Raw genomic sequence first — 16,206 nt, 5'->3', positions numbered from 1 at the left:
GCCGCGACTCGTCCCAACCACTCGAACGTGTGAGTTCAAAAGCGACCAGGCAGGCGGCCCTTACCCAAGAGGGCGTAATCGCAATTATGTGCGAGATGTTCGCCCATTCGAGGCCGTTACGGCTTCGAATTCGGCGCGTTATTAGAGCACCAGTACCACCCATCCACCCGGACGGAGGACACACCATGAACACCGCGTCCGCACCTCTCCCTCGCCCCGCATTCGAACAGCGGAGGCGGCCCCCGCTCGCCTCCCCCGCCCGCAGGGCCCGGCCGTCCGACATCGACGCGCGCAGCGCCGCACGACCGGAAACGGGGTGGGGGGCATGAGCGGCGGCGGTGATGCAGACGGCGTCCAGCGGGGTACGGTCCCCGCACCGCGCGGTGCGGAACTTCCGCTGCCGCCCGCCACCGTGCCGGGCGGCCCTCATGACGGTGACGTCGCCGACGGTCTGGAGGAGGCGTACTGGTCCGTGTACGACGGCGCCGCGTCCCAGGCGACGGTGGGGCAGATCCTCGCGCGGCTGCCACGGATCGTCCGGCAGATCGGCCGGCTGGCCTGGGCCGCGGACCGGTCCGCGACGCTCGCGGTGGTGATTCTGCAGCTGGCGTCGGCCGCGATGACGGCGTTCGGGCTCATGGCGTCGGTCGCGGTCCTGCGTGAGCTGTTCGCCGAGGGGCCGACGCCGGACCGGGTACGGTCGGCCGTCCCTCAACTCCTCGTCGTGGTGGGCCTGCTGTCCGCGCGGGCGCTCCTGGAGGCGGGCGTGGCCGTCGCGCAGGCCAGGGTGACGCCGAAGATCCGGACCGCGTTGGAGTGCGAGTTCCTCACGCTGACCGCCCATGTGCGGCTGGAGGTCGTCGACGACGCGGACTGGCACGACGAGGCATACCGGGCCAACGACCGCGGCCTGTTCTACGCCCGGCAGATCGTGGGGCAGGTCGTGTCCCTGGCTGCGGCGCTGCTCGGGCTCGTGGGCACCGCCGGTGTTCTGGGTGTCCTCCACCCTGCCCTGCTGCCTCTGCTCCTGCTGTCCGTGCTACCGGTCGGCGCCGCCGCCGTTCGTACCGCTCGGGCCCGTTTCCACAGTTTCAAGCGGTGGAACACCTTGCAGCGCAGGGTGCGGGTCTTCTCCTGGCTGCTGCTGGAGAGGGATGCCGCCGCCGAGCTCCGCTCCGATACGGCCCAGGGTGCGCTGCTGGAGGAGCACCGGCGGCTGACGAGCCGGATCGCTGAGGAAGACACCCGCCTGGGCGTGAGCTCGGCCGGGCTGACCCTGGTGGGGCGGGCAGTCGGCGGCATCGGCACCGGGATCACCTACACGGCGCTCGGCGCCATGCTGATCGCGGGCTGGCTGCCCCTGGCCGCCGGCGCGGGCGCGGTCCTCGCCATCCAGACGGCCCAGTCCTCGCTGACCCGGCTCGTCGACGTATCGCACCTGGTCTACGAGCACGCCATGTGGGTGGACGACCTCCTCGCCTTCCAGGAACGCTGCCGCACCCTCCAACCACGGCACAGCGGGCTGCCCGCGCCGGAGGCGGTGCAGACCATCACCCTGGACGACGTGTCCTTCACCTATCCGGGCAAGGACACCCCGGCGCTCAACGGCATCTCCATGAGCTTGCACGCTGGTCAGACGGTGGCGTTCGTCGGCGTCAACGGCTCCGGCAAGTCCACCTGTGCCCGTCTGCTCGCAGGACTGTACGAGCCCCAGGACGGGGGCGCGGTCCGCTGGGACGGCGTGAACGTGCTCGACATGGATGCCGAGTCGTTGCAGGCCCGGGTGGGCTGCGTGCTCCAGGACCCGGTGCGCTTCCCGTTCAGCGCGCTGGCCAACCTGACGGTCTCCCGAGGCACCCTCACCCGGGCCGACCCGCAACGGGCACTGGACGCCGCGCGGGCCTCCGGCGCCGAGCAGGTCATCGCCGGACTTCCCGGCCGGTGGGAGGCGCTGCTGTCCAAGCGGTTCCGCGGCGGGCAGGAACTGTCCGGCGGCCAGTGGGCGAAGGTCGCCGTCGCGCGCGGCCTGTACAAGGACGCCCCGGTCCTGCTGCTGGACGAACCAACCGCGAGCATGGACCCCCGGGCCGAGCACGCCGTGTACGAGGCGGTCCTGCGGGACAACCCGCGCCCCGATCGGATCACGGTGTTGATCTCGCATCGTCTGGCCAGCGTCGTCGCCTGCGACCGCATCTTCGTCTTCGACGGCGGCCGCATCATCGAGAGCGGCACGCACCAGGAGTTGATGGACCTCGGTGGCGAGTACGCCGCCATGTTCACCCTCCAGGCCGACGGCTACCGCGCCGAGGCAGGGGAGGCGGCGTGATGCCCGACCCCGTACACCGGCACGGTGCTCCACGCCGCAGGATCGGGGCGGACCCGGCGCCGGGCGGGGCGCAGCCCTTCGCGGCACTCGGCCTCGGCTGCCGGCCGGTTCGTCCGGTTCGGCCGAACGGCCGGTCGGGGGTACGGCGATGAGCAACGCCGAGCCGGACGTGAGGGTCGTGGCGAGGATCTTGCCGCTGTGCTACGGGATCATCCCGACCGCGGTCGACGCGGGCCCTGCGGGTACCGCGACCCGCAATTTCGTGGCCCGGGACGGCGAGGGCGGCCGGTGGTTCGTGAAGGGCTACCCGGCGGGCACCGATCTGGCTGCGGAGCGGCGGGCGTTGGAGCTCGGCCAGTTCGCGCGGCGCGGCCGTATTCCGGTGCCGGTGGTACGGCGGGCCCTGGACGGGGGTCTGATCGCGGCCGTCGACGGGACGGCGGTGTCGGTCGCGGCGTTCGTCGAGAACGCGGAGACGGCGGAGGGCGGTCTGCGCGGCGACCGTTGGGCTGCGGTGGGCGGGATGGTCGGACGTCTTCACCGGACCCTGGCCCGGCACCCGGCTGGGCCTCCGCGCCGGGTGCCGGCCCGGGAGGTCTGCGATGTGCAGCGGGCTCGGCAGCGCCTGGAACGGCTGCTCGCCCGCCTCACCAGAAATCGGCTCGTGTCGGGGTTTCCCGCCTGGGCGCGGGAGATCGCCGCACAGCGGCTCGACGCCTTACCTGCCGTGGCCGCCATGGTCGGGGAGCTACCGGCTTCCTTGACCGTGCAGACCGTCCACGGCGATCTCGCCTCGCCCAATCTCCTCCTGCGCGGGCAGAAGGTTGCGGCACTGATCGACTTCCGGCCGCCCGGCCACCGTAGCCCCGCCTGGGAACTCGGACGGATCGCTCTCGATCCGCGCACGGTCCTCGCAGCACCGGACTGGCCCACCGGCCTGGCCGAGGCGATCGTTGCCTACCGGGCGGCCAACCCGGAGCTGCCCGCCGACGAGCTGCTTGCCGTACCCCGGATCGCCGTCGGGTACCTGGCCTGCTCGGCGTATCCCCTGTCCGAGGCCGTCGACGCCCCGGACGGACTCACCCCGGAACTTGAGGCGTACGCCCGCAACCGGCATGCGGCCATGAACGAGTTGCGCGACCGCCTGACGGAGGCCGAGGAGGTGCTGCGTGACCGCCTCCGCTGACTCCTCCCCCTCCCCCGGCGGCCGGCCGGCACGTCCGCGAGCCGCGCACACATGGCTGGGCCCGGACCCGCGCCACCGGGGGACACATGGCACGACCGCTCGCCGGAAGGATTCCCGTAAGCCCAGACTCGGGCCCGTCCCGTACGCCACGATGCATGCCGCTCGTCCCGCACCACGCCCAGGCCCTGCCCCGTACTTCCCGAGGTGATCACATGCCGCCTTCCCGCTCCCACATCCGCGCGACCGCCGAGACCTATCTCGCCCGGCATACCGGGGAACTCGACGCGTTGAACGGCCTGTTCGCCCTGCTCGACGCTCCCGGCGAGCCGTCCAGTCGCGCCACGCTGCCCACGCACGTCACCTGCAGCGCGGTGGTCATCGACCGCGAGCGCCGCGTGCTGCACATCCGCCACCCCGCGACTGGACTGCTCGTCACGCCGGGCGGTCATGTGGAGGCGGGCGACCGTACACTGCTTGACACAGCCCTGCGGGAAGTGTGCGAAGGGGCCGGTATCCGTCCCGGCGATCTCTGCCTGACCCCCCAGTTCCTCGACGCGCCGATCGACGTGGAGCTGCACGACATCGGCCCCGATCCGGCCAATGCGGCCAATGCGGCCAATGCGGCCAATGGCGAACCCGCCCACCGGCACGTCGATTTCCGCTTCGTCTTCTACCTCGCGGCCGCGCAGCCACCGACGCCGACACCGGCACCGGCACCGGCACTGCGGAACGCGGAATCCGCCGACGCCCGGTGGCTCCCGTTCGCCGATGTACGCTCCCCCACGCTGCGGGCCAAACTCCTGGACGCCGAGACTCACGGCCTCGACGGACAGCCCGAGCCCGTCAACGCCGGCGCCTTGATCCACGACGGAGTCGGCCGGTACCTGCTCCATCTGCGCGATGACCGGGACGGCATCTGGGAGCCGTGGACGCTCGCCCTGCTCGGTGGTGGACGTGAACCGGGAGACTCCAGTCTGGAAGCGACGTTACGCCGTGAGCTCGCCGAGGAAGCGCCCGGCCTGCGACCGGTCGGTTTGACGCCGTACGCCGTGGAGGAGGCCACCGGCGTCGACGGCCTGGCGGTGTCCCTCCAGGTCTTCGAGGGTTTCTGGAACGGGGACCCGGAGGCGGTGGACCTCCGCGAAGGCGTCCTGCTGAAGTGGTTCGCCGTCGACGCCCTCGACCGGCTCCGGCTCAGCCCCGGACTCGGAGATCTGATCCGCCGGCACGCGGCCGAACACCCCCTCGGGGGACAGCAGCGTCCCGTGCCCGGCGGGGCTCCGGCCGGGACCGTGCTGCACGTCGTCGGCGTCCACCTCTACCTGGAACACGAGGGCAGAGTCCTGCTGGGGCTGCGGCATCCGGACTCGGCGTACGCGGGCGAACTGTGGCACACGCTGGCCGGACACCTGGAGGCGGAGGCGGCGACCGCCGGTCTGGCCCGCGAGGCGTTCGAGGAGGCCGGGCTCGTCATCGATCCGGCCGATCTCGAACTCGTCCACACCGTGCACACGGTGGACCGGCCCGGTGCCCGGCCCAGAATCCAGCTCTTCTTCCGCCCCCGTCACTGGGAGGGCACGCCCGAGGTACGCGAACCCGACCGGTGTCTCGCCTGGGAGTGGTGGGACGCGAAGGATCTGCCGGAGCCGATCGTCCCCTACACCCGTGTCGCGATCGAGGGCATCCGGGCGGGCCGCTCCTACAGCGAGCTGGGGTGGGAGCGCTGAGCGGCTTCGCGACGGTCGGCGCCCTCGGCGCCGCCCCTTCGCGCGGCGCGCGGGGCCGTCTGCCGCAGGCGCCGGAAGGCCGCTGTCCGACCGTCATGCACGCAGCGTCGATGCGCTGTTGTCCACCACGCCAGGAGGAGGGCTGCCATGTCCGCTGACCTGTCTGTCACGACAGGTGCCCGCCGCGCCGCGATGGTGGAGCGTCTTGAGGCCGGGGGCGTACTGCCCGATGCCCGGCTGCGCGAAGCCCTGCTGTCGGTGCCGCGGGAGGTGCTGCTTCCCCACGCGTACGTACGGGCGAGCGATCCGGGCGTCGAACCGATCGCGTGGCGCCTGCTCGACGGCGCGCATCCGGACGACCGGGCCGAGTGGCTCGACCTGATCCACAGCGGTGAGTCGGTCCTGCTCCAGCGCGACGGGGAACGGCTCGATGCGCTCGGACGCGGGCCGGTGACCGGCGGGCACATGACGTCGATGTCGACCTACGGCCGGGCCACCGTGGATGCTCTCCAGACGCTGCGGCTGGGCCCGGGGCAGCGGTACCTGGAGCTCGGGCCGGGCCCAGGAGTGTCCCTCGCGCTCGCCGCCGCCGTCACCGGCCCCCGCCTCGCCGCCGGCGTCGAACGGGACGGTCACATGGCCGCGTTCGCCCGGCGCAACCTTGACCGGCTCGGTTCGGGCGCGACGGTCGTGGCGGGCGACGCTCTCGACGGGCACCCGGCAGGCGGACCGTTCGACCGTATCCACTCCGGCATCGGCGTGCCCTGCGTCCCGCCGGCGTGGGTGGAGCAACTCGCGCCCGGCGGGCGGCTGCTGACGACGCTCACCACCCGTACCCCGAGCTGGCCCGGACAGCTCCTGGCCACCCGTACCCGCGCCGGCGAGATCGAGGCCGTGCTGCGAGGTCGGCCGCGCGGATACCGGCCCATGCTCGGCTACCGGTGGCTCGACGCCGTACCGATGCGATCCCGGATCAAGGCCGACCCCGGTGTACCGCGCCCGACCCGGCTCGCGCCGCCGCCGGACGACGCGTACGGCTTCTGGCTCGCCGCCGCGTACCTGGCTCCCGGGCTCGTCCGCGACTTCCAGGCCGAGACGATGACGATCGCCGCCCCCGACGACGAGTCCTGGGCGGTCGCCGACCCCGGCGGGACGACCGTACGCGTCCACGGGCCCCGGGACGTGTGGGCCGAGTTCGAGGACGTGCACGCCCGCTGGGTCCTGGCCGGACAGCCCGACACGTACCGGGTGGCCGTGCCGGAAGACGGCCGGCCGCAGTACGTCGCCTCCGGCAGCGATCCGCGCGCCCTGACGTGGGTGCTGCCTCCGCTCACGCCGGAGTCCCAGCGCCCTTCCACCCCTGCCCGACCGAACACCGCACGGAGAAAAGCCCTGTGAGCCTCTTCCACGCCACGGCGGACGCCTACGAGCGCCACCGCCCCGGCCTCCCCGACGCAGTCGTCCACCTGCTCGCCGCCAGACTGCGCGGCATCCGCCGTCCGGCTCTGCTCGATCTGGGTGCCGGGACCGGCCAGGTGCCGGCCGCCCTGCTGCCCGTCCTGCCACAGCTCGCCCGCCTGGACCTGGTGGACGCCGACCGGGACATGCTCCGCCGCGCCGATCTCGCGCTCCGCCCTCTTCTCGCGGGCCGGACCGCCGCCTTCCATCCCGTACGGGCCGAGGAGTTCACCGCACCCGGGGCGGGCTACCGGGCCGATCTGGTCACCTGCGCGCGAGCCTTCCACTGGATGGACCGCCCAGCCGTCCTGGCCATGGCCGACCGCGTCACCTCCCCCGGCGCAACCCTGGCGATCATGGGCGACGGCAGCCTCTGGACCCACCCGGCGCCGTGGACCGCCGCGCTGCGAGAGCTGATCCAGTCCCATCTCGGCGCCGAGCGCCGCGCCGGAACCACCGGGGCCTACGTGGAGCCGGGCCGCCGGTACGAAGACGACCTGGCCGACTCCCCGTTCAGCGACATCGAGGAGCACCACTTCCCGCTGCGCCGCGTGTGGACCCCGGACAAGGTGGTCGGCTACCTGCGCAGCACCAGCTTCGCCCGCCCCGGCCTCTTCGGCGACCGGCATCCCCGGTTCGAGGCCGAGGCCCTGGCCCTGCTGGAGCGGCACGCGGCGCAGGACGACAGGCTCGCCGAGGACACGGTGTTCGACGTCCTGCTCGCCCGCCGGCCGGGAGGTGCCCGGTGAGCGGCGGCCAGCGGCACACGGTGCCGGTGGACGTACACCTGATCGCCGTCCGCGAGGGGGAGAAGGGGCCGAAGGTACTGCTGTCGCGGCGGGCCGGCACCGTCTATGCGGCGGGGCACTGGCACTTCCCCTCCGGGCATGTCGACGGGCCCTTCGAGGACGTCGTCACCGCGCTCGTGCGCGAGACGTACGAGGAGACGGGCCTGGTGGTGGAACCGGGCGACGTACGTGCCGCGGTCACCGTCCATCAGCGGGCGCCGGGCGGTAACGCGCGGGTCGGGTTCTTCTTCGAGGTCCGCCGCTGGTCCGGGACGCCGGACGTCAGGGAGCCCGAGGTGTGCGACGCCATGGACTGGTTCGCGTTCGACGCCCTGCCGGAGCCCATGATCGCCTACTGCCGCGCGGGGCTGAACGCGTACCGGGCCGGTGTCCCCATAGCACTCCACTTCCAGGAGCCGGGCGATCCGATCGGGCACGACGCGGCCGTCGACCGGCTCCACCTCGTGCCCGCCCCGGACGGCGGTGAGCCGCGTCCCGGTCTGGAGGTACGGGAGTTCACCGAGCGGGCGGTCGGCCGGATCACCGCCTGGACGGACGTGTCCTGGGCCCGGACCGCCAGCCAGGTGTGGCGCGCGCAGAACGCGTCGGGCGGGGTGTGGTTCGTCAAGATCCACCAGAACGACCGTTTCCACGGCCGGGAGGTCGGGGCCCTGCGCGACTGGGTGCCGGGGCTCGGGGGCGCCGGTCCCCGGCTGGTGGCGGCCGACGCGGCGCTACGGGCGATCGTCCTGACCGCCGTCGAGGGCCGCCCGCTGCACGGGATGGTGCTGCCGCCGGACGAGGAGCGGCGGGTGTTCCGGGCGATCGGGGAGCTCACGGCCCGCGTTCACGCGAGCCCCCTGCCGGCGGCGGCACCCGGGACGGCGCCGGTCGTCCCGTACGCGAAACTGGAACGGCACCTGGAAGGGGCGCGGGCGCATCTGCGGCCGGGGGACGAGGAGTTCGTACGGTCGGTCGTACACGGTGCCGTACGGCTGCCGGCGGTCGAAGCGGTGGTGACCCACGGCGATCTGCAGCTCCGCAACCTGCTCCGGGCCGGTGACGGCACCCTTCGGATCATCGACTTCGAGCGCAGCGAACCCCAGTCCGCCGTACGGGATCTGGTCCGGCTCCTCGACTGCTTCGACGGCCGGGCAGACCTCGACGAGGCGTTCTTCGACGGGTACGGGCGGCGGCTCACGGAGGCGGAAGAGGCGCGCCTGCGGGTAGAGGCGGTCCTGGACGCGGTGTCCGGCATCGACTTCGGGAACAGGACCGGCGATCCGGAACTGGTCGAACGCGGGCACCGCACCCTGGTGCGCTGCCGCGCCGTCGCGGGATAGCGGCCTACGTCGGCACTCGGCATTGCGGTACCGAACCGCCCGATCCACTCCCACACGCCAAGGAGGCAGCATGATGATCAAGGCAGCAGCACCAGGGCGGGACGACGGCCGTTCCCTGCCCGCCGCGTACTGGGAGCCGCTCTGGGCAGGCGGCCGCCGCTACCGGTCGGTGTGCACGGCCGAGAAGCGGCTGATGGCCGAGCACCTCGCCCCCGGCAACGGCCGCCTTGCCCTCGACATCGGCAGCGGCGACGGCGCCCTGGCCCGCCACCTCCACCACGAGCTCGGCTACCGCACGACCGGCGTCGACTGCTCCCCCAGCGCGGTCGAACTCGCCGCCGCCCACGACATCTCCCCCGAGCCCGGGTCCGAGCCCGAGCCCGGGCCGGGCGACGGGCCGGCCTGGCAGTGCCTGGACGTCACCACCGCCGGCCTCACCGCCCTTGCGCACCCCGCCTTCGCGCTCATCACCTGCCGTCTGGTCTACCGATGGGTCGACGACAAGCCGGCCTTCCTCGACCAGATCCGGCGCATCCTCGCGCCCGGCGGAGTGCTCTGGGTCGTCACCGAGATCGCCGGCCGCCGCACGACCACCGACCCTGCCCTCCAGCACCTCGGGATCTCCCCCTTGGACACCGAACTGCTGACGGCTGGCTGGTCCTGCGTACGGACCGCCGATCTCGACGTCCTGCGCGGCTACGCCCTGCGGCCTTGACCCCCGTAACCAGAAAGAAGCACCCGGTGCCAGACATCGAGAACCGCACCACGCGGGCGATCGGAGACGAGATGACCACCATGCCCTCCCCTGACGCGCAGCCCAGCACGAAGATGACCGACGAGGAGTACGGGGTCCTACGTGCCTCGGCCGCCTTGTGGGCCGGAACGTCCGTACTGATCACCGACGCATACGGCCGGGTCCTCGTCCAGCACGTCGACTACCGGGCGACCTGCCTCCTGCCCGGCGGCGCCGTCGACGCGAACGAGGCCCCCGCCCAGGGCGCCGCGCGGGAACTGCGCGAGGAACTCGGTGTCACCATGCCCGTCGATCGAGGGCTCGCCGTCGACTGGGTCAGCGCCGGCAGCCTCAACGCGCCGGCCGACATGCGCTTCCCCGGCGAGATCCTGCACGTCTACGACGGCGGCACGTGGGACGACGAGCGGATCGCCGCGATCCGGCTGCCCGACCATGAGATCGACTCCGTCGAGTTCGTCGAACCCGCCCGGCTGCCGGACCTGATGTCCCCCGGTGACGCCCGACGCGCCCTGTCCGCCCTGCGTGCTCGCATCAACTCCGCCGGCCCGGCCCTGCTGGAGAACGGCCTCCCCATCGCCCCGAGCGTCCTGGACCGGGCCGGTGCCCTTCGCGCCGCCCGTGCCCGGCATCACCTGCCTTTCCACACCGGGCCCGCCCCGGATCAGCTCTCGGTGGTCCAGGTATGGGGCTGGCTCTTCGGTTCCGATGGTCGCGTCCTAGTGCTCCTCGAACCGGACACCGGTGCGGCGCTCCTGCCGGGCGGCTCCCCTGAACTCCCCGACCGTGGCGACCCGCTGGCCACATTGCGCCGGGAGGCACACGAGGAAGCCGCGGCCGAATTCGGCGAACCACTGCTTCTCGGCCACCTCCGCGACCCCGACAAGCCGTACGCCCGCCTCCGCTACGCCGCGCCCCTCACCCGTCTGGGCCCGCCACCCGTCGACCCGGCCACCGGCCGCACCCACATCCGGCTCCTCGCCACGCCCGAACAGGCTTTGGAGCTGTTCGACTGGGAGCTTCCGGCCGCCGATCAGCTCGCCGCGGTCCACCGGGCCCGCGCACAGCTCGGCATCCCCCGCGCCGCGCGGCAGCCCCTCACCGAACTGCCCGACGCCACCGACCGCTTTGGCCTGCACGGGTGTTAGCTTCCTTCCCGTGTCGAAACACCAGGATGAGACCAGGGCGGGCTACGACGGAGTCGTCGAACTGTACGCGTCGATGTTCGCCAATCGGTTGGAGACGCAGCCGTTCGCACGGAACATGATCGGCACCTTCGCCGAACTCGTACGTGGCACAGGGAACCTACGGGCAGCAGACGTGGGGTGCGGCCCCGGCCACTTGACGGCCATGCTGCACGACTTGGGATTGGACGCCTTCGGGCTTGACCTCTCCCCGGCTATGGTCGCCCACGCCCGGGGAGCTCATCCGGAGCTGCGGTTCGACGAAGCGCGGATGGAGGCCCTGCCGGTCGAGGACGGCGCGCTCGGCGGCGTGCTGGCCCACTACTCGATGATCCACACCCCACCGGAGGAATTGCCGGCGCTGCTCGCCGAGCAGGTGCGTGTGCTGGCGTCAGGGGGCGTGCTCATGGCGTCCTTCTTCGGAGCCGAGGGGCCGGAGCCTGTCCGCTTCGACCACAAGGTGGCGCCCGCCTACAGCTGGCCGCCCGACCGGTTTGCCGAGTTGCTGACCGGGGCCGGACTCGTCGTGATCGCTCGGTTGCTCTACGACCCGGCGTCCGAGCGGGGCTTCCTCGACACCCACCTACTGGCTCGCCGGCCGTAGAGCCGGGGCACAGCAGCCGCCGCTCCACTCGGGTTCGGGGGCGTCGAAGAGGCCGGCGCCGCCGCACACCCCGGATTCGGGGAGGGTGAGTTCGACGCGGTCGGCGGCGTCGAGGTCGCCTGCGAGGGCGGCCGCGACGGAGCGGACCTGTTCGTAGCCGGTCAGGGCGAGGAAGCTCGGGGCGGAAGCCGGTCAGGACGATCACCTCGTCGACCGCTTCCGTGCGGCGGCCGTCTTCGCCGACCAGGACCAGGCGGCCGTCGCTGTCGCGCTCGATCGCCCGCGTACGGAAGCCGGTGATCGCGTCCGCGTGCCCCTGGTCGACGGCGGCCTTGGCAGCCAGGCCCAGGGCTCCGCGCGCGGGGAGTTGGTCGGCCGTGCCGCCGCCGAAGGTGGCGCCGGAGATGCCCCGGCGCAGAATCCACACGCCCTTGGTGCCCGTACCGTCGTCGGACTCGGCGAGCGCGGCGAGGTGGGCGAGGGCGGTGAAGGCGGAGGCGCGGAGCCGATGACGGCGGTGCGCCTGCCCGCGTATCGGGTGCGGACGGCGGGGTCGTTCAGGTCGGGGACGCGGTAGGTGATCCTGTCCGTGGCGGCCTTCTCGCCGAGGGCGGGCAGCCCGCTGCCGCCGGCCGGTGACGGGGTGTCCCAGGTGCCGGAGGCGTCGATGACGGCGCGGGCGAGAAGGCGCTCCTCGTGGCCATCGGTGTGGGTGGTGTGCACGACGAACGGCTGCTGCTCGCGGTCGGCGTCCACGATCCGGTCCCGGCCAGCCCGGGAGACTCCGGTGACGCGCACTCCGGTGCGTACGCGGTCCCCGAGGGCGGCGGCGAGCGGCCGCAGGTACAGGTCGGCCCAGTCGCCGCCGGAGGGATAGGTGGCCGGGTCCGGCCTCGTCCATCCGGTGAGAGCGAGAAGCTTCTCGGCTACGGGGTCGACGACCTCGCCCCAGGTGGAGAACAGCCGCACGTGTGACCACTCGCGTACGGCGGCACCGGCGGTGGGCCCGGCTTCCAGGACCAGGGGCTCGATACCCCGGTCGACCAGGTGTGCGGCGGCGGCCAGGCAGGTGGGGCCGGCACCCCCTCCCCCGCAACCTGCGGAACAGGCACCCCTCATCTGATTCGACATGTGTCAACATAGAGGTATGTCGAATGCGAAGGTGCTGCCGCTGCTCGAACCCGCCGATGGCCAGGGCGTGGTGCCGTGCTGCCCTCCGCTCACCGAGCGGCCGATGAACGCCGAGGAGGCCGAGGGGGCGGCGCGGATGTTCAAGGCGCTCGGCGACCCGGTCCGGCTGCGGCTGTTCTCCGCCGTCGCCTCGCACGAGGGCGGCGAGGCATGTGTCTGCGACATCTCCGACGTGGGCGTCTCCCAGCCGACCGTCTCCCACCATCTGAAGAAGCTGAAGGAGGCCGGGCTGCTCACCTCCGAGCGGCGCGGCACCTGGGTCTACTACCGCGTCGAGCCGTCCGTACTGGCCGCGATGGGGCGGTTGCTGGCCCTGCCGGGCTCGGCCTGACCGGAAGGAAGAGGAGGCATCGTGGTCGGCGGATCTTCCGGCGCGGTGATCGTTCCGCTGGTGCCGGAGCACGCGGGGCAGGTGCTGGCCGTCTACCGGGCGGGGATCAACGAGGGGAACGCCACCTTCGAGACGGCCGCGCCCACCTGGGAAGCCTTCGACGAGGCGAAGTTGCCCGAGCACCGCTTCGCCGCTCTCGACCCGGCGGGGACCGTGCTGGGCTGGGTGGCCGCGAGCCCTGTCTCCGACCGATGTGCGTACGCGGGCGTGGTCGAGCACTCCGTCTACGTACACCCGGCCGCGCGCGGCCGGGGCATCGCCTCCGCCCTGCTGGAGGCGCTGATCGAGTCCACGGAACGGGCTGGGATCTGGACGATCCAGTCGGGGATCTTCCCCGAGAGCACCGCCAGCCTCGTCGTTCACCGGCGGGCCGGCTTCCGTGTCATCGGCACGCGGGAGCGGATCGGCCGTCATCAGGGCGTCTGGCGCGACGTCGTCCTCGTCGAGCGCCGCAGCCCTGCCGTCGGCTGATCAGACCGTTCGCTTCGGGGTGGTGGCCGACCATCCGAGGCGGGAGAAGGCCGGGCCGCCTGCCCTGTACGCGGAGAGGGCTTGTGAGGCGGTCGGGAACGCCGGTTCGGGGAGGCTGTCGGCCGCGAGCCACTGGACCGCCGGGTGCTTCTCCGGTTCGGCGTTGGTCAGTTCACCGGTCCATGTGTCGGTGGCGAAGGCGAAGAGCACGAACTGCCCGGCACGGTCCCCGCCCTGCTCGACGTGCACGACGTGGACGAGTGAGAGGTCGGCCGGGTCGACGAGTAGGCCGGTCTCCTCCTTGAGTTCGCGGGCAGCGGCTTCATCGAGGGGCTCGCCGGGATCGGCCTTGCCACCGGGCAGGGTCCACACCGGCCGCGGGGACCAGTCACGGGTGCCGTAGAGCACCGCGGCGACCAGGTCCCGGTCCTTGTCGTGGACGATCACGCAGACCGTGTTACGGCTGTTCATCTGGCTGGTGTCGCTCACCATGTCCGCTCTTTGATGACGCGCTCGGAGATTTCGTCCCACCGGTTGGCTCGCGGGGCCAGTGCGGGTTCGGTGTGCCGTCGTCGCTCATGTGCGCCCGCCGCCAGATGCCCGGCCAACCGAACGGCGCGTCCGGGGCGGCCCGGTGTCGCTGCCCGCACGCACATGGTGTGGCCAGCCACGCGCAGCCACGGCACAGCTCCGCCCACCCGTGCCCGGTCGCGTGCGACACCGGCGGTCTCCCGTCCCCGCAGGCGGGGCAGCCGGGGAGGTCTGCGCCGTCCAGAAGCGCGTTCTGTCGCCGGACGTACTCGGGCAGGGCCAGCGACGGATGGCGAAACGGGTCTTCGTACCAGGCGCGGTGCGGGCCCTCCCACCGGTTCCGCAGCCACCACGGTCGCGGGTTCGTCACGGCCCGCCGCCCCGCGCGCTTCTCCTCGCGGCGTTGCGCGGCGTACTCCTCTGCTCGTACGAGCCACAGCGCCCGCGCCTCGTGCAGTTCCTCCACCGCCCGCACCAGCGCGTCCGGGTCCGCGTCCAGCCTTCGGGGGATCGCGGCGTTCAGCGTGAGGTGGTGGTACGTCGCCCGGAGGCCGTACGGGGCGAAAAGGGTGAGGCAGGTACGCAACGCGCTGTGCCGCCGGTACGGCGGGAGGTGTGCGTCGTGCACGCGCGCCCGGTGCGTCAGGAAGCTGGTCATCGCGCGGGCGCCCGGCCCAGACCCACCGACCGGCCCAGGCCCACCAACCGGCCCAGACCCACCGACCGGCCGGGGCGCGGAGTCGGCGGCGGAGAGATCTTCGGAGCGGTTCGCGTCACCATCACACGGGGATGATGCCGGACTCCTCGCCGCGCCACCACGGACTTTGCCGCCTTGGGGGCCGCGGGCGGCCTGGTGCGCGGGGAGCCCTGCCGGGGCAAGGTGTTCCTTGTCCCGACAGGGCTCGGTCGGCCGGGCGGCGGCTCAGCGGCGCCCGGTGGGGGCGGGTGCCGGGTGTGGCGCTCCTCGGCTCAGCCGAAGTTCACGTCGCTGCACCACATGTAGGCCTGGTCGAGGTGGGACGCCTGCCAGATCACGAACAGGACGTGGTGTCCGGAGTAGCCGGAGGTCTGCACGGGGAACGTGATGTCGTTCGCCGGCGCGTAGCTGCCGGTCTGCGTGATGAAGTCGAGGTTGCCCCAGCCCAGCGTCTGGGTCGTGGGGTCGAAGCCCTGCTTGCTCACGTAGACCTTGAAGTAGTCGGCGCCGTGGGCGGCCTGGTCGCGCAGGTGCACCGAGAAGTTGTTGCCGACCGTGGTGGTCTTCCACGCCCCCGGCTTGTCCAGGCCGGCGTTCCGGGACAGGTTGTTGCTGCAGAGCGTGCCGTCGGGGGTCTTCGCCTGGAACTGGCCGCCGAGTCCGTCGCGCAGAGCGCTCATCCAGTTCCACATGGTGTCGCTGTTGGCCTGCCATGCCTGCCAGCACATGGGGTCCTGCGTCTGCATGGCCGGGTCCATGTGGTGGCTGCCCCACGTCTCCCAGCACTGGTACGCGCGGGAGGCGGGGCCGACGATCGTGCCGTGGGCCTGGGCGGGGGTCGACCAGGCCAGCGCGCCGGCGACGACGGCGAACGCCATGACGAGTGCCTGGAGGGGGCGGCGGAAGTACGACCTCGAACGCCCGGTTAACGGGATTCTGGTGTGCATGTGGGGGGAACTCCTTCCAGTGACAAAGCTGCTATGGGAGCGCTCCCAACGGTACGGTCTTCGCGTGAAGTGTCAATAAAGCGAACCAAGTCGACCAAAGAAGGGGGGGCGGCGTACGGGCACGTTCATGCCCGTACGCCGCCCCCCTTCGCGTGGCCCCGGTCAGGTCAGAGCTGGAGCAGCGTCCGGCGGGCGACGCTGCTGTCCCGCAGCGGTTTCAGCGCGAGCCGCACCAGGGCCAGCGCGTTGTCGTCGCCGGCGATGCGGTTGGCGCTGAGTTCGTCGCAGGACTGGCACTGGTGAATGATCATCCACTCACCGTCGGGCCGTACGGACATGCTCAGTGCTTCCATCCGCCCCCGGCAGACCGCCGCCCGGTCACCCGGAATCCGGCGGTCGACGTGCAGGCTGGCCAGGCAGTTGGGGCAGTGATTGCGGTGGGTGGTGCCGGGCGCGTCCAAGGACACGTCCAGTCGGCATCCCACGCACCTGAAATCGTTGCGCCGGTGCCCTCCCTGGCGGTGCAGGACGTCCTTGTGCCGCTGGGGCCGCCGCGTTTTCTGCGTACGTCTGCTGGAGTTGTTCGCTCGTCTCGGCACGGGTTCTTCTCC

General features: G+C 72.3%; 15 protein-coding genes and 1 pseudogene. 11 read left to right on the top strand and 5 right to left on the bottom strand.

What is annotated here, in order from left to right:
- The first annotated feature begins 325 nt into the window (after positions 1-325).
- The 9 genes from DNK56_RS17710 (at position 326) to DNK56_RS17670 (ending at position 11,367) form a co-directional block, all read left to right on the top strand.
- Positions 326-2,326, top strand: a complete 2,001-nt coding sequence (locus tag DNK56_RS17710) for an ABC transporter ATP-binding protein (RefSeq protein ID WP_111335175.1) — start codon at positions 326-328, stop codon at positions 2,324-2,326.
- A gap of 148 nt (positions 2,327-2,474) precedes the next feature.
- On the top strand, positions 2,475-3,512 hold the full coding sequence (locus DNK56_RS17705) for a phosphotransferase enzyme family protein (protein ID WP_111335172.1): 1,038 nt from the start codon (positions 2,475-2,477) through the stop codon (positions 3,510-3,512).
- A 212-nt stretch (positions 3,513-3,724) separates the two neighbouring features.
- Positions 3,725-5,239: an NUDIX domain-containing protein gene (locus tag DNK56_RS17700; RefSeq protein ID WP_111335170.1), complete on the top strand. Its 1,515-nt coding sequence runs from the start codon at positions 3,725-3,727 to the stop codon at positions 5,237-5,239.
- A gap of 147 nt (positions 5,240-5,386) precedes the next feature.
- A complete protein-coding gene (locus DNK56_RS17695) occupies positions 5,387-6,637 on the top strand; it encodes a protein-L-isoaspartate O-methyltransferase family protein (protein WP_241989921.1) in 1,251 nt (416 codons plus the stop codon).
- Positions 6,634-7,446, top strand: a complete 813-nt coding sequence (locus tag DNK56_RS17690; RefSeq protein WP_111335167.1) for a class I SAM-dependent methyltransferase — start codon at positions 6,634-6,636, stop codon at positions 7,444-7,446. Before DNK56_RS17695 ends, DNK56_RS17690 begins: the two co-directional genes overlap by 4 nt.
- Positions 7,443-8,828, top strand: a complete 1,386-nt coding sequence (locus DNK56_RS17685; RefSeq protein WP_111335164.1) for a phosphotransferase — start codon at positions 7,443-7,445, stop codon at positions 8,826-8,828. Before DNK56_RS17690 ends, DNK56_RS17685 begins: the two co-directional genes overlap by 4 nt.
- A gap of 70 nt (positions 8,829-8,898) precedes the next feature.
- Complete coding sequence (locus DNK56_RS17680) at positions 8,899-9,543, top strand: class I SAM-dependent methyltransferase (RefSeq protein ID WP_241989920.1); 645 nt, start codon at positions 8,899-8,901, stop codon at positions 9,541-9,543.
- A gap of 26 nt (positions 9,544-9,569) precedes the next feature.
- On the top strand, positions 9,570-10,727 hold the full coding sequence (locus tag DNK56_RS17675; protein ID WP_241989919.1) for an NUDIX domain-containing protein: 1,158 nt from the start codon (positions 9,570-9,572) through the stop codon (positions 10,725-10,727).
- A 10-nt stretch (positions 10,728-10,737) separates the two neighbouring features.
- Positions 10,738-11,367, top strand: coding sequence for a class I SAM-dependent methyltransferase (locus DNK56_RS17670; RefSeq protein ID WP_111335162.1), 630 nt, complete (start codon positions 10,738-10,740; stop codon positions 11,365-11,367).
- Here the strand turns inward: DNK56_RS17670 and DNK56_RS17665 are convergent.
- Positions 11,347-12,486, bottom strand: a pseudogene (locus DNK56_RS17665) (flavoprotein). The gene DNK56_RS17670 and the pseudogene DNK56_RS17665 sit on opposite strands and share 21 nt — an antisense overlap.
- A gap of 28 nt (positions 12,487-12,514) precedes the next feature.
- Here DNK56_RS17665 and DNK56_RS17660 point away from each other — a divergent pair.
- Together DNK56_RS17660 and DNK56_RS17655 are read left to right on the top strand one after the other, a co-directional pair.
- Complete coding sequence (locus DNK56_RS17660; protein ID WP_111335159.1) at positions 12,515-12,889, top strand: ArsR/SmtB family transcription factor; 375 nt, start codon at positions 12,515-12,517, stop codon at positions 12,887-12,889.
- A gap of 21 nt (positions 12,890-12,910) precedes the next feature.
- Complete coding sequence (locus DNK56_RS17655; protein ID WP_111335156.1) at positions 12,911-13,420, top strand: GNAT family N-acetyltransferase; 510 nt, start codon at positions 12,911-12,913, stop codon at positions 13,418-13,420.
- On the opposite strand, the gene DNK56_RS17650 is transcribed toward DNK56_RS17655, so the two are convergent.
- From DNK56_RS17650 to DNK56_RS17635, 4 genes are all read right to left on the bottom strand, one after another.
- The gene (locus DNK56_RS17650) at positions 13,421-13,909 is read right to left on the bottom strand and encodes an NUDIX domain-containing protein (RefSeq protein WP_111335154.1); all 489 of its coding nucleotides are present in this window, start codon (positions 13,907-13,909) and stop codon (positions 13,421-13,423) included. It lies immediately after the preceding gene.
- Positions 13,878-14,609: a hypothetical protein gene (locus DNK56_RS17645; RefSeq protein WP_241989918.1), complete on the bottom strand. Its 732-nt coding sequence runs from the start codon at positions 14,607-14,609 to the stop codon at positions 13,878-13,880. Before DNK56_RS17645 ends, DNK56_RS17650 begins: the two co-directional genes overlap by 32 nt.
- A gap of 311 nt (positions 14,610-14,920) precedes the next feature.
- Complete coding sequence (locus DNK56_RS17640) at positions 14,921-15,526, bottom strand: lytic polysaccharide monooxygenase auxiliary activity family 9 protein (RefSeq protein ID WP_111335151.1); 606 nt, start codon at positions 15,524-15,526, stop codon at positions 14,921-14,923.
- 236 nt (positions 15,527-15,762) lie between these two features.
- Positions 15,763-16,194, bottom strand: a complete 432-nt coding sequence (locus DNK56_RS17635) for an RNHCP domain-containing protein (protein ID WP_111335149.1) — start codon at positions 16,192-16,194, stop codon at positions 15,763-15,765.
- Between the last annotated feature and the right edge of the window lie 12 nt (positions 16,195-16,206).

Origin of the sequence: Streptomyces sp. AC1-42W, from assembly GCF_003248355.1 — a bacterium.
Taxonomy (GTDB): Bacteria; Actinomycetota; Actinomycetes; order Streptomycetales; family Streptomycetaceae; genus Streptomyces.
The sequence above is the reverse complement of the archived record's forward strand: the minus strand, read 5'-3'. Positions and strand labels throughout refer to the sequence as shown.